General features: G+C 72.4%; 21 protein-coding genes and 1 pseudogene. 6 read left to right on the top strand and 16 right to left on the bottom strand.

From position 1 onward, the window contains the following. Positions 1-284: 284 nt before the first annotated feature. On the top strand, positions 285-824 hold the full coding sequence (locus tag ACFYPR_RS27815) for a hypothetical protein (protein WP_387263433.1): 540 nt from the start codon (positions 285-287) through the stop codon (positions 822-824). Between the two features lie 55 nt (positions 825-879). On the opposite strand, the pseudogene ACFYPR_RS27820 reads toward ACFYPR_RS27815, so the two are convergent. Then, positions 880-1,638, bottom strand: a pseudogene (locus tag ACFYPR_RS27820) (ice-binding family protein); the annotation flags it as partial. Positions 1,639-2,023: 385 nt separating this feature from the next. On the opposite strand from ACFYPR_RS27820, the gene ACFYPR_RS27825 reads away from it, so the two are divergent. After that, positions 2,024-3,169: an AI-2E family transporter gene (locus tag ACFYPR_RS27825; protein ID WP_354862903.1), complete on the top strand. Its 1,146-nt coding sequence runs from the start codon at positions 2,024-2,026 to the stop codon at positions 3,167-3,169. A 23-nt stretch (positions 3,170-3,192) separates the two neighbouring features. Here the strand turns inward: ACFYPR_RS27825 and ACFYPR_RS27830 are convergent, their stop codons facing one another. Together ACFYPR_RS27830 and ACFYPR_RS27835 are read right to left on the bottom strand one after the other, a co-directional pair. After that, positions 3,193-4,494, bottom strand: a complete 1,302-nt coding sequence (locus ACFYPR_RS27830; RefSeq protein WP_354862901.1) for an NAD(P)/FAD-dependent oxidoreductase — start codon at positions 4,492-4,494, stop codon at positions 3,193-3,195. 54 nt (positions 4,495-4,548) lie between these two features. Further along, entirely contained in the window at positions 4,549-6,702 is a 2,154-nt protein-coding gene (locus tag ACFYPR_RS27835) for a glycogen debranching N-terminal domain-containing protein (protein WP_355069018.1), read from the bottom strand. Between the two features lie 119 nt (positions 6,703-6,821). Here ACFYPR_RS27835 and ACFYPR_RS27840 point away from each other — a divergent pair, with 119 nt between their 5' ends. Beyond that, positions 6,822-8,270, top strand: a complete 1,449-nt coding sequence (locus ACFYPR_RS27840; RefSeq protein ID WP_387182562.1) for a M20/M25/M40 family metallo-hydrolase — start codon at positions 6,822-6,824, stop codon at positions 8,268-8,270. A gap of 113 nt (positions 8,271-8,383) precedes the next feature. Here the strand turns inward: ACFYPR_RS27840 and ACFYPR_RS27845 are convergent, their stop codons facing one another. Further along, positions 8,384-8,935, bottom strand: coding sequence for a GNAT family protein (locus ACFYPR_RS27845; protein ID WP_354862659.1), 552 nt, complete (start codon positions 8,933-8,935; stop codon positions 8,384-8,386). Between the two features lie 167 nt (positions 8,936-9,102). On the opposite strand from ACFYPR_RS27845, the gene ACFYPR_RS27850 reads away from it, so the two are divergent. Next, a complete protein-coding gene (locus ACFYPR_RS27850) occupies positions 9,103-9,834 on the top strand; it encodes a VOC family protein (RefSeq protein ID WP_387263303.1) in 732 nt (243 codons plus the stop codon). A gap of 68 nt (positions 9,835-9,902) precedes the next feature. On the opposite strand, the gene ACFYPR_RS27855 is transcribed toward ACFYPR_RS27850, so the two are convergent. The 7 genes from ACFYPR_RS27855 to ACFYPR_RS27885 form a co-directional block, all read right to left on the bottom strand. After that, positions 9,903-10,619, bottom strand: coding sequence for a VOC family protein (locus tag ACFYPR_RS27855; protein WP_387263429.1), 717 nt, complete (start codon positions 10,617-10,619; stop codon positions 9,903-9,905). 286 nt (positions 10,620-10,905) lie between these two features. Next, a complete protein-coding gene (locus tag ACFYPR_RS27860; protein ID WP_363942177.1) occupies positions 10,906-11,325 on the bottom strand; it encodes a hypothetical protein in 420 nt (139 codons plus the stop codon). A 41-nt stretch (positions 11,326-11,366) separates the two neighbouring features. Beyond that, the gene (locus ACFYPR_RS27865) at positions 11,367-11,660 is read right to left on the bottom strand and encodes a DUF6510 family protein (protein WP_354862654.1); all 294 of its coding nucleotides are present in this window, start codon (positions 11,658-11,660) and stop codon (positions 11,367-11,369) included. Positions 11,661-11,743: 83 nt separating this feature from the next. Next, positions 11,744-12,508, bottom strand: coding sequence for a ferredoxin reductase (locus ACFYPR_RS27870; RefSeq protein WP_363942182.1), 765 nt, complete (start codon positions 12,506-12,508; stop codon positions 11,744-11,746). A gap of 7 nt (positions 12,509-12,515) precedes the next feature. After that, entirely contained in the window at positions 12,516-13,115 is a 600-nt protein-coding gene (locus tag ACFYPR_RS27875) for a sulfite oxidase-like oxidoreductase (protein WP_355069132.1), read from the bottom strand. 76 nt (positions 13,116-13,191) lie between these two features. Next, on the bottom strand, positions 13,192-14,214 hold the full coding sequence (locus ACFYPR_RS27880) for a TerC/Alx family metal homeostasis membrane protein (RefSeq protein WP_355069134.1): 1,023 nt from the start codon (positions 14,212-14,214) through the stop codon (positions 13,192-13,194). Positions 14,215-14,433: 219 nt separating this feature from the next. Continuing rightward, on the bottom strand, positions 14,434-14,844 hold the full coding sequence (locus tag ACFYPR_RS27885; protein WP_354862649.1) for a DUF2267 domain-containing protein: 411 nt from the start codon (positions 14,842-14,844) through the stop codon (positions 14,434-14,436). A 181-nt stretch (positions 14,845-15,025) separates the two neighbouring features. Between ACFYPR_RS27885 and ACFYPR_RS27890 the strand changes: the two genes are divergently transcribed. Both ACFYPR_RS27890 and ACFYPR_RS27895 read left to right on the top strand, forming a co-directional pair. Beyond that, complete coding sequence (locus ACFYPR_RS27890) at positions 15,026-15,298, top strand: DUF2795 domain-containing protein (RefSeq protein ID WP_354862647.1); 273 nt, start codon at positions 15,026-15,028, stop codon at positions 15,296-15,298. A 42-nt stretch (positions 15,299-15,340) separates the two neighbouring features. Then, entirely contained in the window at positions 15,341-16,009 is a 669-nt protein-coding gene (locus ACFYPR_RS27895) for a DUF1345 domain-containing protein (protein ID WP_354862645.1), read from the top strand. 241 nt (positions 16,010-16,250) lie between these two features. Here the strand turns inward: ACFYPR_RS27895 and ACFYPR_RS27900 are convergent, their stop codons facing one another. The 5 genes from ACFYPR_RS27900 to ACFYPR_RS27920 form a co-directional block, all read right to left on the bottom strand. Further along, entirely contained in the window at positions 16,251-16,919 is a 669-nt protein-coding gene (locus ACFYPR_RS27900; RefSeq protein ID WP_363940536.1) for a hypothetical protein, read from the bottom strand. Positions 16,920-17,003: 84 nt separating this feature from the next. Continuing rightward, positions 17,004-17,975 (bottom strand): pirin family protein, encoded by a 972-nt coding sequence (locus tag ACFYPR_RS27905; RefSeq protein ID WP_387263306.1) that lies wholly within the window; start codon positions 17,973-17,975, stop codon positions 17,004-17,006. Between the two features lie 318 nt (positions 17,976-18,293). Beyond that, entirely contained in the window at positions 18,294-19,385 is a 1,092-nt protein-coding gene (locus ACFYPR_RS27910; protein ID WP_387263308.1) for a hypothetical protein, read from the bottom strand. A 406-nt stretch (positions 19,386-19,791) separates the two neighbouring features. Beyond that, entirely contained in the window at positions 19,792-20,352 is a 561-nt protein-coding gene (locus tag ACFYPR_RS27915) for a hypothetical protein (RefSeq protein WP_387263311.1), read from the bottom strand. A 567-nt stretch (positions 20,353-20,919) separates the two neighbouring features. Beyond that, the gene (locus tag ACFYPR_RS27920) at positions 20,920-21,231 is read right to left on the bottom strand and encodes a MazG-like family protein (protein ID WP_354863357.1); all 312 of its coding nucleotides are present in this window, start codon (positions 21,229-21,231) and stop codon (positions 20,920-20,922) included. Positions 21,232-21,405: the final 174 nt, after the last annotated feature.

Raw genomic sequence — 21,405 nt, forward strand, 5'->3', positions numbered from 1 at the left:
GGCCGGGGGAGGCGGTTCGGGGGGGCCCCCCGGGCGCCCCCCCCCGGCCCCGGGCGGGGGCCCCCCCCCCGGGGGGGGGGGGGGGCCCCACGACGTGAGGTGGCCCGGCCGGGATCACACCGGCCGGGCCACCGATCAGGACTCCAGGCGTCGACGCCGGGCGAGGAAGAACGCGACCGCGCCCAGGACGACCATCACACCTCCGACGCCGGTCATGGCCGGGACCACACCGCCGCCGGTGACCGGCAGGATGGGTTGCTTGCCGCCACCACCAGGTTTGCCGGGTGCGCCGGGGCTGCCAGGCGCACCAGGGCTGCCGGGTGCTCCGGGTGCTCCGGGTGCTCCGGGGGGTCCGGACGGACCAGGTGCGCCGGGGCTGCCGGGTGCGCCCGGACTACCGGGTGCTCCGGGTGCTCCGGGGCTACCGGGCGCCCCCGGACTACCAGGCGCTCCCGGACTACCAGGCGCTCCCGGACTACCAGGTGCGCCGGGGCTACCAGGCGCTCCCGGACTACCAGGTGCGCCGGGGCTACCAGGCGCTCCCGGACTACCAGGCGCTCCCGGGCTGCCAGGTGCGCCGGGGCTACCAGGCGCTCCCGGACTACCAGGTGCGCCGGGGCTACCAGGCGCTCCCGGGCTACCAGGCGCTCCCGGGCTGCCGGGCGCTCCCGGGCTACCAGGTGCGCCGGGGCTACCGGGCGCTCCGGGGCTACCGGGTGCTCCGGGACTGCCGGGCGGGCCGGACGGGCCGGGTGGGCCGGTGGGCCCGGGTGGGCCGGTCGGTCCAGGCGGGCCCGTCGGCCCGGCGCAGATCGGTGCGGTGATGACGTTGGTGTCGAGGGTGACGGCGGCGGTGCGCGCCAGCGCGCGGCCCTGGAGGGTCGCGCCCGTGGCCATCGTGATCGCGGCCTGAGCCATGATGGTGCCTACGAAGGTGGTGCCGGTGCCGATCGTCGCCGAGCTGCCGATCTTCCAGAACACGTTGCAGGCCGACGCCCCGTTGGTCAGGACGACGCTGCTGTTCGACGCCGTCGTCAGCGAGGAGTCGACCTGGAAGATGAACACGGCCGACGGATCGCCCTGGCCGTCGAGCGTCAACGCTCCGGTCAGTTGGGCGGCCCCGATCCGGTAGACCCCTTCGTTGAGTGTGTTGCCACCCAACTCCGCCGGGAGGTTGGTGAACGGGGTCCGGCCGGCGGCGTCGTTGAAGGCGATGGTCAGGTCGCTCTGAGCCTGGAGCGCCACCGCGTCGCCGAGGTGCACCTCCCCGCCGATGGTGGCCGTTCCGAAGCCGGACGCGGTGCTCCCGGGGAACCGCCCGAGGCTCTGGGCCAGAAAGCTGGGGCCGGTGTTGGTGGGCTCCGCTCCGGCCAGGACGGAGAAGTCGGCCGCCGTCCCCAGGTTGACCGGTGCTTCCTGCGCGTTTGCGGCGGTCGAGCTGAAGAGCAGCAGGCTGGCTGCCACCGTGGCGGCTGCGCCAGCGGCGAGCGACGGCAGGACCACCCGCCGCCGTAGCCAATTTTTGGGTTTAGCTGTCACAGAACACCCTCCGTGGGTACTACTCGCAGGAGACGTCGAACGAGCGGCGTCCTGCGTGAAACGGCCTGAATGGCGCCGATGAAGCGCGCTGATCACCACATCACGTCAGGTGTTCCAATGAGGGCAAATTGGAACAATAGCCCAAATCCATCTATCTGGATCGGACTGACATTCGCATTCGCAATTCGCCGGTTCTGGGAGTAGCGGGCGGGGTGCGTGGCCCGACCAACCTCCTGTGGAAGATCCGGGCCGGGGCGGCGTGGCGTGACATGCCCGCCCGCTACGGGTCCTGGCAGTCGATCTACACCCCGTCGAACGCTGCTTCGACCGGCTCAAGCAGTGCCGCAGCGTCGCGACCCGCTACGACAAGACCGCGACCTCGTTCCAGGCCACCGTCACCATCGCCGCGCTGCTCCAATGGTTGTGAACCTTCGAAGACACGGCCTAGGCCGGCCTGCGCGTCCGCATTGCCGGGTTTCCGACGGTGCGCGCGGGGAAGGCCCGGCGGGTGAGCAACGCCGACAATCGGGCCACCGCCCGCCGGGCCCTGGTCGTGATCGGTCTGGTGCTGGCGACCGCGCTCGCGCTGGCCTTCGTGTACGCGACCCGCCGGGTGCTGGTCTGGGCCGTGGTGGCCGCCTTCTTCGCGGTCGCGCTCAAGCCGTCGGTGGACTGGCTGCAACGCCGGTTCGTGCGGCGGCGGGCGGTGGCCACGCTGCTCGTGTTCCTCACCGCGTTCGTCGTGCTGGCGGTCCTCGCCACGGTCATCCTGGTGCCGCTGCTCGACGAGCTGGGCCGGTTCGCCGATCGGGGGCCTGAGCTGCTGCGCGACGCGCGCGCCGGGCGCGGCCCGGTGGGCCAGCTCCTGGAACGCACCGGGGCACGACGCTACGTCAGCGAGCACTCCGACCAGCTGCGCGACGCCGGCACCCGGCTACGTCAACCCGCCGTGGGCGTGCTGCGCGGTGTCCTGCAGACGGTCGCGGGGCTGGTCACGGTCATCGTGCTGGCGTACCTCATGGTGTTGGAGTCGCCGCGGATCACCGGCAGCGTCCTCGCGGCGGCCGGGGACGGTGCGGGCGAGCGCCTGCGCCGGGTCGGCCGGGAGATGTCGCGGACGGTCACCGGCTACCTCACCGGCAACCTGCTGATCAGCGTGATCTGCGGGGTGCTGACCTTCCTGGTGCTGACCCTGACCGGGGTGCCGTTCGCGGGCGTGATCGCCCTGCTGGTGGCGGTGGCCGACCTGATACCGCTGGTGGGCGCGACGATCGGCGCGGTGATCGCCGCCGGCGCCGGGTTCCTGCACTCCTCCACCGCCGGAATCATCGTGCTCGTCTTCTTCGTGGTCTACCAGCAGGTCGAGAACCATCTGCTCCAGCCACTCATCCTGTCTCGTGCGGTGCGGCTCAACCCGCTGACCGTGCTGCTGAGCGTGCTGCTCGCGGCGGAGCTGGCCGGCTTGCTCGGCGCGCTGCTGGCCATCCCCGCCGCCGGCATCGTCCAGATCCTGCTGCGCGAGTACGGGCCGCGACGACTGAACCCGCCCCCACCGGCGGACCCCGGCGAACCGCCCCCGCCGGCCGTGCCACCACGTGGACCGGCCGGTCCCGCCACCTCGCGGGGCTGACCGGCCGGGTCGACGGTTTCCGCTCAGCGGCCGCGCACCGCGACCTCCGGCGACGTGCTCTCCAGCGGGACCGCGTTCGCCGGGACCAGCCCCAGCTGCACGGCCGAGCGGGTCAGCGCGGCGTCGAGCACCCAGTCGGCCCCGACGCGGGTGCGGTTGCCCGGCATTGCCATCAGGTGGTACGCCCGGGTGACCGCCTTGGCCGGCAGCCCGGCCAGGTTGACGTGCAACGGGTTCGCGGCCGCGTCCTTGCCGCCCAGGTCGACCACCCAACCCAGATCGTGGTGCCTGTACGGCTTGCGCTGCCCGAAGCCGTACGACGCGGCGATGTTGTGCGCCACGCGCTTGCCCTGCCGCTGCGCGTGCTGGGCCGTCATGCCGCAGATCTGCCCCGGATTCACCAGGTCGGGCACGGCTGCGGCGTCACCGCAGGCGAAGACCTCCGGATAGCCGGGGACGTTGAGGTACTCGTCGGTGACCAGCCGGCCCTTCTCGGTGCGCAGGCCCAGCTCGTTGACGAACGGGTCCGGCCGCACCCCCACGCACCACACAAGCGTGCAGGTCGGCACGTACTCGCCGTCGGTGAGCTTGACGCCGTCGCAGGTCGCCTCGGCCACCGACGTGCCCATCCGCACGTCCACCCCCCGCCGGTTGAGCACCTTGTGCGAGGTGACGGACATCCGCTTGTCCAGCTCGGGCAGCACCCGGGGGGCGACGTCGAGCAGCATCCAGCGGGGCCGGACGGTCAGCCGGGGTCGCTGCGCGTGCAGCGCGTCGGTGAACAGCTGCCCGTGCGCGGCGACCTCGGTGCCGGTGTAGCCCGCGCCGACCACCACGAACGTGGAGCGGGCCTGCTGCTCCGCCGGGTCCTCGGCCTGCTCGGCCAGCTCGACCTGGCGGACGATGTGGTCGTGCAGGTAGACGGCCTCGGGCAGGCCGCGGAAGCCGTGCGCGTACTCGGTGACACCCGGGATGGGCAGCAGCTTGTTGACGCTGCCCACGGCGAGCACCAGCCGGTCGTACGCCAGGCGGTTCTTCTCCCCCTCGGGCTGGGTGAAGCCGACCCAGCGGTTCTGCAGGTCGACGTGATCCGCCTCGCCGATCACCACCCGGACGCCCTTGAGGGTCCCGGTCAGCGGCACGGCGATGCGCCCGGGCTCGACCACCCCGGCGGCCACCTCGGGCAGCAGCGGCAGGTAGAGGAAGTAGTCGGTGGAGTTCAGCACCACGATCTCGGCCCGGTCCCGGGCGATCCGGCTCAACGTCTTCGCCGCGTGGTAACCGGCGAACCCGGCCCCCACGATCACCACACGAGGTTTCGTCATTGCGGGCCGTTTCCCGTCGCAGCCCGGGACAAACGTCGAAGCGCAGGCGCGCGGTCAGCTGCGCTCGAGCCAGACGTGACCGTTGGAGCCCACCGCGTCCACACCCCACTCCTGACCGAAGGCCCGCACCCGGTTGGCCGAGATCCGGCCGACCTCCGGTGGAACCGCCGGGTCGAGCACGAGCCGACCCTCGACCGGGTTGAGCCCCAGCATCGCGCGGACCAGCGCCAGCGGCGTGCCGGACGCCCATGCCTGCGGGCTGCAGGCGGTGGGATATGGGACGGCGAACAGCAGCCGTTGCCGGTCGGACCCGCTGAGCGCCTCGGGCAGCCGGTGGTCGAACTGCTCGGCCGCGTCGATCATCGCCAGGCTGATCCGGTTCGCCTCCTTCCGGTAGCCGTAGCGGGCCAGGCCGAGCGCGATCAGCGAGTTGTCGTGCGGCCAGACCGTGCCCAGGTGGTAGCCGAAGGGCCCGTAGAGGCGTTCCTCGGCGGACAGCGTCCGAATGCCCCAGCCGGAGAACATGTCGGGCGACATGAGCTGGCGCACCACCGCATCCGCCCGCCCCTGCGGCACGATCCCGCTCCACAGCAGGTGACCCATGCTGGACGTCTTGGAGTCGACCACGTTCTTGTCGCCATCGAGGGCCACCGCGTAGTAGCCGCCCCGCTCGTCGATCCAGAAGTCCCGGTTGAACCGCTCGTACAGGGTGCCGGCCTCGTCGCGCAGCCGTGCCGCCAGGGTGGGGTCGCCCAGCGGGCCGTCGAACAGCTCGGCCAGCCGCACCTTGGCGTCGAAGGTGTAGCCCTGGATGTCGGCGGTTGCCAGCGGCAGCACCGGGATACGTCCGTCGGCGAAGCAGACGCCGTCCGGCGAGTCCCGCCAGCACTGGTTGCCCAGCCCCTCCGGGGACCGGGTGGCGTACTCCACGTAGCCGTCGCCGTCGCGGTCGCCGTACTCGTCGATCCACCGCAGCGCGGCCACCGCGTTGTCGCGCAGGTGCCGGACGGTCTCGTGGTCGGCGGTCCACCGCCAGTACTCCGAGAGCAGGATCAGCCAGAGCTGTGTGGCGTCGGCGGTGCCGTAGTAGGGGCCGTACGGCTTCTGGCCGGTACGGGTCAGCTCGCCGCTGCGGACCTCGTGCAGGATCTTGCCGGGCTCCTCGTCGGTGAAGTCGTCACAGGCGTTGCCCTGGAGTTTGGCGAGCGCGAGCAGCGTTCCCTTCGCCAGCGCCGGCCCGGCCACCAACGTCTGGTACGCGGTGATCAGCGTGTCCCGCCCGAAGAGGCTGAGAAACCAGGGCAGTCCCGCGCCGGGCAGCAGGATCCGCTGACCTTTGACCTCCAGTTCGAGCCGCAGCGCCGCCAGGTCGTCGCGGGACTGGCGGACGGTGCACTCCAGCGCCTGGCTGTCGCTGCGCAGCACGGCCCGGTCCTCGGTCCACCGGCGCAGCGGGTCTTCGGCCCGGCCTTGGACGACGTCGATGATGTCGCCCCGCACCGGTTCGACCACCCCCGGGCCCGGCGACAACGGCACCTGCAGGTCCACCAGCCAGTTGTCGCGCGGACGCAGGTGCAGGTCCCAGACCAGATCGTCCCCCTCGATCCGGTCCGCCGGGGTCGCGCAGCGCACCCGGGTCTCGGCGGTGAAGTCTCCGTTGCGGTAGGAGAAGCACAGCTCGGAGCCGTCGGCGGCGTGGTTGCGGACGATCTGCGCGGAGCGGTCCCGGACCACCGACTTGACCTCGAACAGGTCGGCGAAGTCCACGTCGACGGCCAGCCGCAGCTCCACCCGGACCGGCTCGGTCTGGTACGACACCAGCTGCAGCCGCTCGTGGAAGCCGTCGCCGATGTAGCGCAACCGCCGGATGGCGAGACCGTTCGACGGCAGCCCGGGCAGCTCCGGGTTGGTGAGCACGTACTGCGCGGAGTAGTGCTCGAGGGTCTTGGCCCGCAACACCAGCAGCTGACCGCCGTTGACGGTGAGGGTCCAGCCGCTGATCAGGCGGGTGTCCAGGTGCACGAGCCCGCCGATGCTGCCCGGTGGCACGTCGCCGCGCGCGTCGGAGTACACAAACGTGGGGCCGCTGAGCACGGCGATCGAGTTGGGACCCAACTCGGGTGGCATCGCCCGCTGGTCGCCACTCACCCCCGTCGCGGGAGCCGTGCCGACGTGCGGGTTGGCGGGGGTCGCGCGTACGACAGCCATGACACCCACCGTAGGAACGACGGCCACGGAGTGTCATCACCCGGTCCGGGTGAAAGCTCACGCGACATCCACGTCTAGCGATATGGACAAACGTCACTATCGATGGGCAGGATGCCGTAATGGGATCAGACGACACCGGCGAGCGGCCCACGAGGCCGACCCGCCGCACCTTCCTGTCCGCCTCCGCCGCCGCCACCGCGGCGACCGCCGCCACCGTCGCGGTGCCCTCGCTGGCCGCGCCCGCGGCCGCCGACCCCGTCCCCGCCGGCCCCGGGCACCCGGCGCGCCCCCAACGCCCCGACCGTGAGCTGCGCGACCTGTTACGCCAGGTCGACCCACGCCGGATCGAGGCGATCGTGCGTCGGCTGGCCGCCTTCGGCACCCGGCACACCCTCTCTGACCAGGACGACCCCCAGCGGGGCATCGGCGCCGCCCGGGACTGGATCTTCGCCCGTTTCCAGGAGTACGCGGCCACCTCCGGTGGCCGGATGACCGTCGAACTCCAGTCGTACGTGCAGCAGCCCGCCTCGCGGATCCCCACCGCCACCCGGATCACCAACGTGGTGGCCACCCTGCGCGGTGTGACCTCGCCAAACCGCACCTACGTCGTGACCGGCCACTACGACTCCCGGGCCACCGACGTGATGGACGCCGTCAGCGACGCGCCCGGCGCCGACGACGACGCGTCCGGCGTGGCCGTGGTGCTGGAGCTGGCCCGACTGATGGCCACCCGGCCCACGGCCGCCACTGTCGTTTTCGCCGCGGTCGCCGCCGAGGAGCAGGGCCTGTACGGCTCGGCGTACCTGGCCGCGCAGCTCAAGGCCGCCGGCGCGGACGTGCAGGGCATGTTCAGCGACGACATCGTGGGCAGCGGCACCGCCGACGACGGCACCCGCGACCCGTACGCGGTGCGACTGTTCGCCGAGGGGGTGCCGACCGCCGAGACACCGGCGGAGGCCACCACCCGGCAGTCCGTCGGCGGCGAGAACGACTCACCGTCGCGGCAGCTCGCCCGGTTCGTCCGGGACGTGGCGGAGAACGACGCGACAGGCATGCGGGTGCGGGTGATCTACCGGCGGGACCGCTACCTGCGCGGCAGCGACCACATCTCGTTCCTGCGCGAGGGCTGGCCGGCGGCGCGGTTCACCGAGCCGAACGAGGACTTCGCCCACCAGCACCAGGACGTCCGCGTGCAGGACGGCCAGCAGTTCGGTGACCTGCCCGAGTTCTGCGACTTCGGGTACATCGCCCGGGTGGCGAGGGTCAACGGCGCGGCGCTGTGGTCACTGGCCCAGGCGCCCGGCACGCCCAAGGGCGCCATCATCGTGACCACCGACCTGACCAACAACACGACCCTGCGCTGGCAGCGCGGCGACGAGCCGGGCCTGGCCGGCTACGAGGTGGTGTGGCGCGAGACCACGGCCGCCGAGTGGCAGCGGGTGATCCCGGTCGGAGACGTCACCGAGGTCAGCATCGACCTGTCCAAGGACAACGTCTTCTTCGGCATCCGCGCGGTCAACCGAGCCGGCCTCCGCAGCCCGGTAGCCTTCCCCCGCCCCGGCAGCTGACCGCCCACCCCGCCCTCCCCCTTCCCCGCCCTCCCGCCGCCCCCGCCGTCCCACCCCGTTGATCAAGAGGTTTGCGTCACGACACGCCGGTGTCGGTGACGCGAACCTCTTGATCACGCGGGAGGCGGGGTGGGGGTGAGAGGTGGGGTGGGGGCGGTTATGGCCCAGCGTTCGTGGTCGCGCCACGCGCCGTCGATGAACAGGTAGTCCGGGGAGAAGCCCTCCAGGCGGAAGCCGAGCTTCCGGGCCACCCGCCGCGACGGTTCGTTGCCCGGCTGGATGTTCGCCTCCAGGCGGTGCAGCCCGGCTGTCGTGAACGCGTGGTCGATCACCAGCGCGACGCCCGTCGAGGCGTGCCCGGTGCCGCTGTACGGCTCGAACGCCGCGTACCCCAGGTAACCGCCGCGCAGCGCGCCCAGCACGATGCCGCTGATGTTCACGTAGCCGGCGATCGCGCCGCTGGCCCGGTCGCAGATCAGGTAGCCGGCGCTGTCCCGGCGACGGATGCGGCGCAGGTAGCGGTCGTACTCCTGCGGGGTCGCCGGCGCGGCCAGCCACGGGTGGTGCAGGTCCCGGCTGCGCAGGGCGGCCGCCACGAACTCGTCGACGTCGGCGGGTCGGGGTCGCCGGATGGCGGCGGGACCACCGCTGCGCAGGTATCTCACGGCGGACCACTCTGACCGACCGGCGCGGCCGTTGTCCAACCGGCCCGCCACCCGCTCCTGCGATCAGCGCGTCGGGACGTCGGTGCTCTCCCGGGGCAGCACCGCGTGTGGCGCGACGATCTCGGCGGTCGTTCGCACCGGCCGCGCGTCCGCATAGCATCGTCGGCATGGCAACGCGGCTGGTACAGATCAACATGAAGGCTCGGGACGACTCCGCCCTGGGCGGTTTCTGGGCAAAGGCGCTCGGCTGGGGAATCTCCAGCGAGGGCCCGGGTGTCACCAACCTCGAACCCGAGGGCTTCGTCTACCCCGATCCCGTCGCCGTCTGCGTCGACATCGTCGTCTCCCCGGAACCCAAGACGGTGAAGAACCGCGTGCACGTGGACCTGGCCACCACCTCGGCGGCCCACCAGGCGGAGGTGGTGGCGCGACTGGAGGGTCTCGGCGCGACGCTCGCCGACGTGGGCCAGGGCGACGTGCCGTGGACGGTCATGGCCGACCCGGAGGGCAACGAGTTCTGCGTGCTGGACTCGCTCTACGACGACACCGGACCGATCGCCTCGGTGGTTGTCGACTGCGCGGATCCGCGGGTCATGGCCCGTTTCTGGGGCGAGGCCATGGACTGGACCGTGCACAAGGTGACCGACCACAGCGCGGTGCTGCGCTCGGCCAAGGGCGTGGGCCCCTATCTGCAGTTTCTCCGCACTCCCGACGTGAAGACGGTGTGGAACCGCGTCCATCTCGACGTCCGCCCCTATCCGGGTGACGACCTGGAGGCCGAGGCGGCCAGACTGCGGTCTCTCGGCGCCACCGCCGTCGACCTGGGCGACGGCGACGTGCCGTGGAAGGTCCTCGCCGACCCGGAGGGCAACGAGTTCTGCCTCCTCACGCCGAGCTGACCCACACCCTCGTCATCCGCGCGGCGCGTGCCACCGGGTGGCACGCGCCTTGGCCGCCCCCGGCCGCGCTAGCGGCGCGTCAGCAGCCGGAACTCGGTGCCGTCGGGGTCGGTCAGCACGACCGCGCCGTCGGCGTCGGCGCCGACCACTGTGGCGCCGAGGGAGAGCAGGCGGTCGACCTCCGGCTGCGGGTCGTCGCCGTCGTCGACGGCGAGGTCGAACGTCACCCGGTCCCGGTCCCCCTTCGGCATCAACGGTGGACCACCCCAGGCGATCTTCGGGCCGCCCAGGGGTGACTGGATGGCGGTCTCCTCGTCCTGGTCCCAGACCAGCGGCCACCCGAGCGCCGCGCTCCAGAAGTAGCCGACGGCCTGCGAGCCGTCGCAGGAGACGTCACCGAGGAAACCGCAGCCAGCGAGGAACGTGTTACCCGGTCCGAGGACGCAGAACTCGTTGCCCTCGGGATCGGCGAGCACCACGTGACTCTCTTCCGGACGCTGGCCGACGTCGGTGTGCCGCGCGCCCAGCGCCAGCGCTCTGGCCACCGTCCGCCGTTGGTGTTCCAGCGAGTCGCTGGTCAGCTCGAGGTGTGCCCGGTTCTGCAGGACCTTCGGCTCCGGGACCCGCGGAAAACGCAGCCGGAAACCGGTCTTGTCGTCGGGCAGCACGAGGACGCCGTCGCGGGGGTCGTCGACCAGCTCCCGACCCAGGATCTCGGACCAGAACCGCGCGACACGCAGGGGTTCGTTCGCGCCGAAACACACCGCGAAGAGGTGGCTGGCCATCGCTGCGCTCATCTCCGATCCGGGGACGGGGCGGCCCGGACGGGCCGGAGTTCGGAAGCCTACGGAGGGGCCCGGTCGGCCGCACCCGAGTTTCCGGGCCCCGCCCCACCACGCTCGGGGGGCCACCGATCCTGATCGGAGGGTTCGCCGCGCCGGCACTGCGGCGCGTCGGGCGGTACGCCGACGGGTTCGTCTGCGCGGCGCCCCTGACCTGGGCCGGCCCCCTGGTCGCCGTCCTATCGCCGTCCTCGCCGAGGCGGATCCGGAAACGCCGTAGCGGCTCCCCTCAGTGGCGCTGCGTCGCGGGCCGGGCGAACCACCGGGCCAGCCACGGGGTGAGCGCGACGAGGGCGACGGCGAGGGCGGTGATGACGGCCTGCCCGATCCGGCCCGGGGTGACGCCACCGGCGGGGTCGAGCACGTCGTTGGCGTACCCGTTCGCGGCGGCGTCCGTCACCAGCACGGCGCAACCCAGCGCGAGCCCCGCCGGACGGCGAGCCGCCAGCAACAGCGCCGCCAACGGATCCCACAGGGTCAGGGACCCGAAGTAGACCGCGAGCCACCCGGGCAGGGCGAGCGGCGGTCGGAGCCCGGGGACGAACACCTGGAGCACGTGCACGACGGTGCCGTAGGCGAAGACCAGAACGGCCGCCGACACGACCAGCCGGGCCCGCAGTGGAACGCCACGCCATCGACCGGTACCCATCCGGCCAGTCTGCCCCAGCGGCGCGAGCGCCGAGCGAACGGTCAGAGCGGCTCGGGAAGCGGCTGCTCCATCGGCATCGGCACCTGGAGGTAGGTGACGCCGCGCATGTCCAGCCAGGCCCGGTCCGGCGCGCGGACCAGGCGCACCATCACCGACTCGCAGGACGGGCAGCGCGCGACCATGCCCGGGGCGTGCGAGTAGACGTGCAGGCTGGCCATCGAGCCGGTCGTCCCGCAGTTCTCACAGCGGCCCATCGCGGTGCTCAGGTCGACGGCGAACAGCTCGCGCATCGGGCCGTCGAGCATGTTGCCGTCCAGGTACGACATCTCGGTCATCGGGTCTCCTCGACGTTGCGTCGGCGGGCGGGACAGTTGGCGGGCCGGACAGGCGGCGGGCGGGGCAGTCGGCGGGCGGGCTCTCAGCCGGTGGGGCCGAAGCGTTCGGTCTTGATCCGCCGCGACGGGTGGCCCAGCCCGACCAGCAGATCGGCCACGGCCTCCACGAACCCGGTCGGGCCGCACACGTAGGTGAGCGGTTCCAGGTCCGGCGGCCAGCCGTGGGTGTTCACGTCGGCCAGGCCGATCCGGTGCGGCTCGCCGCGCCAGCCGTCGGGCGCCTCGCGGGTGTAGACGTACGCCACATCGAGGCCGAAGTCGTCGCGGACCCGGCGGCGCAGCTCGTCGGCGTAGATCACGTCCTCTGCGGTGCGCACCGAGTAGATCAGCCGGAACGGGACCTTGCTGCCGATCGCCCGCCGTGCCCGGATCATGGCCATCAGCGGCACGATGCCGGAGCCGCCCGCGACCAGCTGCACCGGCGCGGTGTCCTCCGATCGCCAGATGAACCAGCCGCCGAGCGGTCCGCGGACCTCCACCGGGTCACCGGGACCGAAGACATCGATGAGGTACGGCGACACCTCGCCGTCGGGCACCCGCTGGACGGTCACCTCGATGCGCGGGCCGCCGGGGCCGTCCACGACCGGCCCGGCGATCGAGTACGACCGGGCGGTCTGGTAGCCGTCCGGCGCGGTCAACCGCACGTCGACGTGCTGCCCGGGCAGATGCCCCGGCCAGTCCGGCACCTCCAGGATCAGCGTCTCCGCCGTCGCCGTCTCGACGCGGCGCTCCACCAGCCGCGCCACCTGCCACTTGATTGGCGCCCGGGCCGGGGTGCCCGTCGCCACGGCCCGCTCAGTCACCCTGGTACCGCTGTTCGCGCCACGGGTCGCCGTAGTCGTGGTAGCCGGCCGTCTCCCAGAACCCCGGTTCGTCCATTGTCTTGAGTCGGATGCCGCGCACCCACTTGGCGGACTTCCAGAAGTACAGGTGCGGCACCAGCAGCCGGGCCGGGCCGCCGTGCTCGGCCGGCAGCGGCGCGCCGTCGAAGGTGTGCGCCACCCAGGCCCGGCCGCCGCGCAGGTCGTCCAGCGGCAGGTTGGTGGTGTACCCGCCGTACGAGTGGGCGAGCGCGAAGTGCGCGCTGGTGTCCACGCCGTCGAGCAGGGTGTCCAGGGAGACGCCCTGCCAGGTGGTGCCGAGCTTCGACCAGTGGGTGACGCAGTGGATGTCGACCATCGCGGTCTCCTGCGGAAGCGCCATCAGCTCCTGCCACGACCACCGGTACTCGGTGCCGTTCTCGGCGGCGATGACGAACTCCCAGGTGTCCAGGGAGACCCGGGGTGTCGGGCCGGCCGACAGCACCGGAAAGTCCTCGGTCAGGTACTGACCGGGTGGCAGGGCCGGCTCCTGTGAGCGGGGCCGGCCCTGAAAGCCCGGTGACACGATTCCCATTGCACAGTCGTACCACCCGCGCCGGCCGGGGCGGGAGCTTTCCCGCGTACGCCCTCGTCGACCCGGCGCGGCGCGGTCAGTGCCGCTCCGTGACGACCTCGCGCTGCTCGGGCGTGCCGCCCCGGGTGGCGCGAAGGCTGGTCAGGGTCACCACCACCAGCACGCCGATGATCACGCCGAGCGAGGCCAGGGTGGGGATCTGCGGCACGCCGGCCCAGATGCCGTGCGCCCAGTGCAGACCCAGCTTGAGGCCGATGAACGCCAGGATGATCGCCAGGCCGTAGCTGAGGTGCACCAGCCGGCTCAGCGCCGCGTGCAGGACGAAGTAGAGCGCCCGCAGGCCGAGCAGGGCGAACGCGTTGGTGGCGAAGACCAGGTACGGGTCCTCGGTGATGCCGTACACCGCCGGCACCGAGTCGACGGCGAAGACCACGTCGGTGGCCAGCACTGCGACCACCACCAGGGCGAACGGCGTGAGTGCCCGCTTCGCGCCCTGCCGCACGGTCATCCGGGTGCCGTGGTACTCGTCGACCACCGGCATGATCTTGCGCAGCAGCTTCACCGAGCGCATCTTGTTGATGTCGACTTCCTGCTGATGCCCGGAGAGGGCGTCGCGCAGCAGCTTCACCGCGGTGGCGATGAGGATGATCGCGAAGAGCAGGAACGCGAAGTCGAGGGTCTGCAGGGCCGCCGCGCCCAGGGCGATGAAGACCGCCCGCAGCACCAGAGCGCCGGCGATGCCGTAGAGCAGCACCCGCTGGGCGAGCACGGCCGGCACCGCGAACGCGGCCAGCAGCAGCATGAAGACGAAGAGGTTGTCGACCGAGAGGGACTTCTCGACGAGGTAACCGGTCAGGTACTGCACGCCCTGCTCGGAGCCGTAACGGGACCACACCCAGCCGCCGAACGCGAGCGGCAGCGCGACGTAGAACGCCGACCAACCGATCGCCTCCCGCATGGACACCTCGTGCGGCTTGCGCGTCACCAGGAAGTCCAGCACCAGCAGCAGCACCACGCCGGCGATGGTCAGCGCCCAGAGCGTGGGCGTGCCCACCGACGACAGGTCACTCGCTGCGGCCAGGTATGACAATTCGGTCATGGGGTCTCCTCGAACACCGTGTCATGTTCGAGGTCTCCTTCACCCATCGGAGATGGGCAACCACCCGAGGCACGCCGGGCGTGCCGTACTGACCGGAATGGTTCGTGGGAAGTACTCCCCTCGCACGACAAGGTTAGGCCAGGGCCGACCGACACGCCAAGCCGGACGTCGATCGTTGCCCTGGCCAACCGCTGTGCGTCCCCGGTCGGAGTTCCACCGTCAGGCGCGGCGCAGCGTCGCACCCGGCGCCATCGCCTGCTCCACGAGGCCCCGGTAGTCGCGCGGCAACTGGGTCGCCACGTCGTCGAACTCCCCGCCGGTGATCGCCTCGCGCAGGGTGGTGAACACCGCCCGGACGGCGTCCCGCGCGGCCGGCTCCTGCACCTGCGCGCGCAGCGCGACCCGCGCCACGAACTCGGCCGCTCCGAACCGGTCCGCCTGCTCGGTGCTCGGGCTGGGCTTGAGCACCAGTTGCAGCGGCTGCGGAAGCTGCGCGGCCAGGTCCAGCACCTCACCGCCGGTCAGCCGCTCGGCGAACGTCTCCAGCACGGCCCGGGTCAGCTCGACCGCCTGCTCGGACGACGTCCGGGTGCGCTGGGAAACCAGGTCGACGAAGGTGTCGTATTGCATCGCGTACTCCCTCGGGCTTGTCGGCGCCGCCTGCGGGTACCCGCGGTGCCGTGGTGGAAACGGCGCCGGATTTCCTGCGGCGACCCGGGCGATTTCCTCCGCCGACCCGGGCGTGACGAGGCGGCGGGCGGGTAACCGCCGCCGGTCGTGACCACATCGATGCCCCGAGGGAGCCCCAGACATGGCGAGCTACGCGGACGTCCTGCAGTACCTGTCGAGCCTGGACTACCCGGCCGAGAAGAACGACGTGGTCCGCGAGGCCGAACGGGAGGGCGCCCCGCCGGACGTGCTCAAGGCACTGCGCGCCCTGCCGCCCGTCGACTACGCCAACGGCACCGAGGTGGCCCGGTCCGCCGGCATCGAGGCCGCCCCCGAGGTGAGCCCCTCGCAACGCGCCGCGCAGGCCCGGGACAAGAAGCACAACCGGGTGTCGCAGCATCTGCGCGGCATCTGACCCGGCGGTGGTGGCGTCCGTCGTAACGCGCGGACGGCGCGGATGACTGGCACCGGCCCGCTGTCCCGCCCGCCGGACGGGCACACCCCGGCGGCGGTGCAACTCGTCGTTGTGGCGGTGGTCGGCGTCATCGTCGGCGGCGTTTTCGCCCTGGCGCTGTCGCCGTCGCTCGCCCCGCTGGCCGGCTGGGACGTCGCCGCGCTGAGCTGGCTGGTGCTGGTGTGGCGCAAACTCTGGCCGATGGACGCCACCCGCACCGCCCGCCTCGCCGTGTACGAGGACCCCAACCGGGCCACCCGGGACGTGGTGCTGCTCATCGCGTGCCTCGCCAGCCTGCTGGCCGTCGGGCTGGTCCTCGCCAGCGCGCACGCCGCGCCACCCGGCGCACACCGCGACCTGTACGGCGTGCTGGGCGTCCTCAGCGTGGTGCTGTCCTGGCTGGTCGTCCACACCGTCTTCACCGCCCGCTACGCCCGGATCTACTACACGGGCCCGGACGGCGGGGTGAACTTCAACCAGAGCGAGCCGCCCCGCTACTCGGACTTCGCGTACGTGGCGTTCACCGTCGGGACGACGTTCCAGGTCTCCGACACCAACCTGACCAGCAACGAGATGCGCCGGACGGTGCTGCGGCACGCGTTGTTGTCGTACCTGTTCGGCGCGTTCGTCATCGGCGTCACGGTGAACCTGCTGGCGGGGCTGGCGCACTGAGCGCTCGCGCCCGGCTGCGTCACGGGCGGGGCTCGCCGGGACAGGCGGGCGCCCCTTGGCCGCGAACCGCGACCGGGGGCGCCACGCAAACCTGCCCAGGCGGTGAACCGCGTCCGAACCGGTCGCGGTCACCCGGCGGTGGATGCCCGCTCGAACCGAGCGGCCAGCACTGCCGGGTACAACCATACGACAGACCATCCCCCGTACGGTCAGTTTTGGCCGAAGTGTGGGCCAGGGCACGTCAGGGACGGCCGGACAGTTCCGCGTACCGGTGCTCCAGATCGACCCGGGCCAGCGCTCCCACCAGCCACGCCAGCCGCTCCGACTCGCCGCTGGCCAAGCCGGCCAGGTCATCCGCCGAGCGGCCCAGCCCGAGCCGTCGGGCCGCCGCCAGCGCCCGCCGGTCCGCCACCGGGGCGACCTCCCGCCACAACGCCTGCGCCTCGCGCAGAAACAGGTCGACGACCTGGTCGTCCACCCCGGGCAGGTCGGCGAGGAGCGCACGCTCGGCAGCCGGCTCGTGGTGCGCGACCGCGCGCAACCGGCGCAGGTCGCCCCGGTACCGCTCGACGACCGTCCGGGCCAGATCGCCCAGCACGTCGGCCAACGCGTCGACGTCACCGCGCTGACCACTGTCGCGCAGCACCCGCACCCGGTCCTGGTGCAGCGACCGGGCCAGCCGGGCGGCGCTGTCCCACCCCTCGTCGCGCAGCGCCCGCGCGCCGTCCAGCGCCCGACGAAAGTCACCCCGGCGGGCGAGCAGTACCGCGAGGTAGAGCACCTGGAACAGGCTCGCCGGATTGTTGGTCACGCGGAAGCCGTACTGCTCGGCGAAGCCTCGTCCGCTGCCGGCCAGCCGGCGGGCCACGCGTTTGCGGTCCTCGACGGGCGTGATCAGAGTGGTCGCCATGCCGGCGACTACCCACGCCACCGTCGGCCAACCGCCGACCCCGGCCTGCCCCAGCCCCGGCGCCGGTCCGGCGCCGCGGGCCGGTCAGCCGTGCAGGCCGCCGGTGCGGTCGCGGGCCTTGAGCCGGGTGGTGGGCAGGGCGGGTGCCGGCAGCGGCGACGCCGCATCGTCGGCCACCACGCCGAAACGCCGGCCGGCCATCCAGTCCTCCCGAGCGGCGGCGACCTCCTCGTGCGAGCGGCCCACGAAGTTCCACCACATGACCAGCGGCTCCTCGAACGGCGTACCCCCCAGCAGCAACAGCCGGGCCCCCGCCCCGCCGCGCACGGTCACCTCGCGTCGACCCGAACCCAGGTAGAGCAACGCGCCTGGCTCGAAACCCACCCCGGCGGCCTCGGCGGAGCCGGACATCGCCAGCAGGGCGTACTCGAAATCGGGCCGCAACGGCAGCGTGGTCGGCGCCGCCCCGCCCAGCTCAAGCTGCACGCCCACCAGCGGGGTGTGCACCACCGCCGGGGACCGCTGGCCGGCGAACTCGCCGACCAGCAGGGTCGCGTCCACGTCGCCGTCCCGCCAGCGTGGCAGGTCGGCGTGGTGCGCGAAGTCGGCGCCACCGGCCCGCGCAGGGTCCGGCAGCGCCACCCAGAGCTGCACACCGTGCATGACCGGCGGGTGCGTGGCCGGCGACCGCTCCGAGTGGGCGATGCCGTGCCCGGAGGTCATCACGTTCAACTGGCCGGGCCGGATCGCCTGGACGTTGCCGAGGCTGTCCCGGTGAATGATCTCGCCGTCGAGCAGCCAGGTCACCGTCTGCAGGCCCGTGTGCGGGTGCGGTGGCACCTCCATGCCGGGCCGCTGCGCCACGTCGTCCGGGCCAAAATGGTCCACGAAGCACCACGCGCCGACCATCCGCCGAGGCCGCTGCGGCAACAACCGCCGAACGGTCGTGTACCGCCCCAGTGGCACATCGTGGCCCGGCAGCAGCACGCTGCCGGGATCGACGTCGGCCACGCCGGGCGGTCGGGTCTGTGCCGGCATCGATTCGGTACGCTCCACCGCCCGACTGTACGCTCGCGCCCTCCCCGGGCTGCGGCGCTTCCCGCCAGGGGTGAACCTCCGACCCAGCACGTCGCGGGTGGGCCGGTCGGCGTCCTACCCGACCGCCCGGCGCCGGGCTCACTCCCCGGCGACACCGGCCCGCGTCTCCGTCTCTGGCCGCTGCCCGCTCCTGGCCGCTGCCCGCTCCTGGCCGCTGCCCGACGGCCCCGACCCCACACCCGACGTCGCCGGCCCGACGCCGACGGCCCCGGCCAGCACCCGAGGTCGCCGGCTCGACGCCCGACGAACCTGGTCGGCGTCCTAGTCGTGGGCCGGTCACCGGGACTCGGTCACCGTCACGGTGCCTGCGCCTGCCACCAGGTCAAGGAAGAGCCGGTCGGTTGAGCGGTCCCACCCCGGCGTACTCAACAGCGCGCCAGCGGCGACCCCGGCCCAGCGCTCGTCGCGGACCGCGACCGAACCGGCCCCCGCTCCCACCCGCACCCGCACCGGTGGTGTGCCCGGCACCCGGATGTCGAACTGGTTGACTCCACCGGTCAGCCGCACGGTCGTCGTGCCGCCGTTCATCGGCGGCAGGATGAGATCGGTGCGGGCGGAGCCGCCGACGAGATCCACGCCCAGAAGTCGTGCCTGCGCCAGGTCGAGCACCTGTTCGCCCACCCCGCCCTCCAGATGCAGACGCCAGGTGACCCGCTCGCTGAGCAGCACCCGCGCGGCCCGCTTCTCGGACGTGCCGGTGGCCACCACGCCGAGCCGGACGGTCTCACCCTGCACCACGGGACGGGCGGCCACACCCGAGTCGGCCGGGCTGCTGATTCGGTAGAGGTCGTCGCCCAGGTCGGCCACCCGAAGGTCGAACGAGGACAACCCGTCCGCCAGTACGAAGGTGGCCTTCTGCCGCCCCGCCAGCGGCGTCGTCATCGTCTGCTCGGCAGCCGCAGCCGCAGCCGCACCCGGCCGGGCGCCGTCGGACCGGGCGCCGTCGGACGGGGCGCGGTCGGGCCGGGCGCCGTCGGGCCGGGCGCCGTCGGGCCGGGCGCCGTCGGGCCGGGCGCCGTCGGGCCGGGCGCCGTCGGGTGCGCCGGAGTATGCCTGGCCGAGGCGGTAGGGGTCGGCGACGATGACCACCACCGCCGCGGCGCCGAGAACCAGCATCACCGCCGCGGCGGCCACCAGCAGCCGAGCACCGACCGACCAGCGCCCCGGTGTCGCTTCGGCACCCACTGGTCTCGGCTCCGCCTCCGACCGGTGCCCCGGCCCGGAGCCGGGCCGGGCCGGGCGGCCCGCGCGCTCCGGCTGATCTGCGGCCGGGTGCGGCGCCGCCGGGTGCGGCGCCGCCGGGTTAGTTGGTTGCTGCCCCGGATCGTGTTCTGCCTGGTGCTCGATGCCGTCACCCACTGCGGCCATGCCTATGCCCTTCCGCCGGTCCCCGCCGGGAGGTACGTACCCGCCGGCCCATCGGATCACTCCGCGCCGACCACGCCGCTCCGCTACGTCGCGTCAGTGAATCTTGGACAGTTTCCGTTAGGGCCGAACGGAAACTGTCCAAGATTCACCGTCACACGGGCCGACAATGCCGTTCGGCGGGCTGCGCCCGTGGATGTGAGGGGTCAGCCGGTCACTCGGCGGGGCTGGTTATGCCGCTAGCCGGCACCCAACTCCGGGTGGCGGCCAGGTCAGTGAGCGATGGCCGGGTACGCCGCTGGCCGGCACCCAGCTTGGATGGCGGCCAGGTCAGTGGGCGGGGGCTGGATATGCCGATGGCCGGCACCCGGGTTCGGGTGCCGGCCAGTCGGTCGGGTCGTGCGGTGGGTCAGCTGTTCCAGTGCTGGCCAACCAGGTCGGTGGCCTGCTGCTCCCACTGGGCGTAGGCGTCCGGGTAGGCCGAGACCTGCACGGTCTGGGCGGCCTGGGTCAGGGGCATGTCCTGCCAGCCGTCAACCTGACGCAGGCCCTTGAGGAACGCGGTGGTGGAGTACTCGGGGTTGGTGATCTGCTCCGGGGTGCCCCAACCGGAGGAGGGGCGCTGCTGGAACAGGCCCAGCGAGTCGTGGTCGTTCATGTCGCCGAGGTGGCCGAGGTTGTCCAGCTTCGATTCCTGCAGGCTGGTCGCGATGGAGATGACCGCGGCGCGTTCGGGCAGGCCGGCCTTCTTCGTGGCGGCGATGATCGCCTTGGCGTTGGCGGTCTGCTCGTCGTTGAGGCTGATGTGGGACTGGTCGCCCTGCGGCTTCGGCGCTGTCGTCTGGACGGCGGCGGCGACGGGCTTGGTGTCGACGGGGTTGGCGTGGGCGGCGATCGGGCCGGCGAAGACACCACCGGCGAACGCGAGACCGGCCACGGACAGCATGCTCTTACGGAAGATCGTGTTCATGGGGGTAGCTCCTTCGGGGGTAGGAACACCTGCGCACCGTTCGGGGGAAGCGGTGGCGCGGGTGTGAGCACCTCGTCGGGCGCTGCACTATCAAGCGGGGAAAGCTTGGGGGCGGCCTACGGGCTGATCGCTCGTGGCGCCGGGGGCGGCGGCCTACGAGCGGGGGCTCGTGGCGCCGGGACCGTGTGTAACGACCGTCGGGCCGGGGTCATTCCCGGGCCACCGGGGCCGAATAGCGGACCCGGGGGCGAGCCCACGGTCGTTCCGGGGGTCTGCAACGACCCGGCCGGGCCGGCCATTCCCATCCCGGTTGAGCGGGCGGGGCGGCTGGCCGTGGTCCTGCGATCGTCAGGGTATGTAACGACCCCCCGCCCGCCACGATTCCAGCCCACGGATGCACCCGGTCACACCCCAACAACCCCCAGAAACGGACATCCCACCCAACCGGCACGACCCCAACCGGTCTTACCGGACACCCGGCCTGATCGACTCCAGATCGGCGATATCGCGGCATCCGGCCAGCCGGACACACCCACCTCGCCGACACCGTGCCGATCATGGAGGGCGTCAGCCCTCCAGGCGAGAGCGGACCTTTTCGGCACAGGCCCCCAGAACGGTCTGTGCGTCGAGTCCGAGACTCTCGATGGCTACGAGCGCGGTGAACACCACGTCGGCCAACTCGGCCGCCACGTCCTCGCGGGTGTGGGTGACACCCTTGCGCGGATTCTGCCCGAGCAGACCAATCCAGGCGGCTGACGCCTCCCCGGCCTCCTCGGTCAGCTTCAGGATGCGGCAGGTCAGTTCCGTCTGCCCGGTGCCGTTCGCCGCGTCCAGCCAGCTCCGCGCAGCCCGGGCCGCCGCCCAGATCGAGTCGTCCACGGCGACCAGTCAACCCGACCGCCCCGACCGGCCCCACACCCGGCCCGCACGGTCGGGACACGCACCGCACGGCCAGAACACGCACCGCACGGCCAGAACACGCACCGCACGGCCAGAACACGCACCGCACGGCCAGAACACGCACCGCACGGCCAGAACACGCACCGCACGGCC

This window comes from Micromonospora sp. NPDC005254 (assembly GCF_042872525.1).
In the GTDB taxonomy this organism is placed as follows: domain Bacteria; phylum Actinomycetota; class Actinomycetes; order Mycobacteriales; family Micromonosporaceae; genus Micromonospora.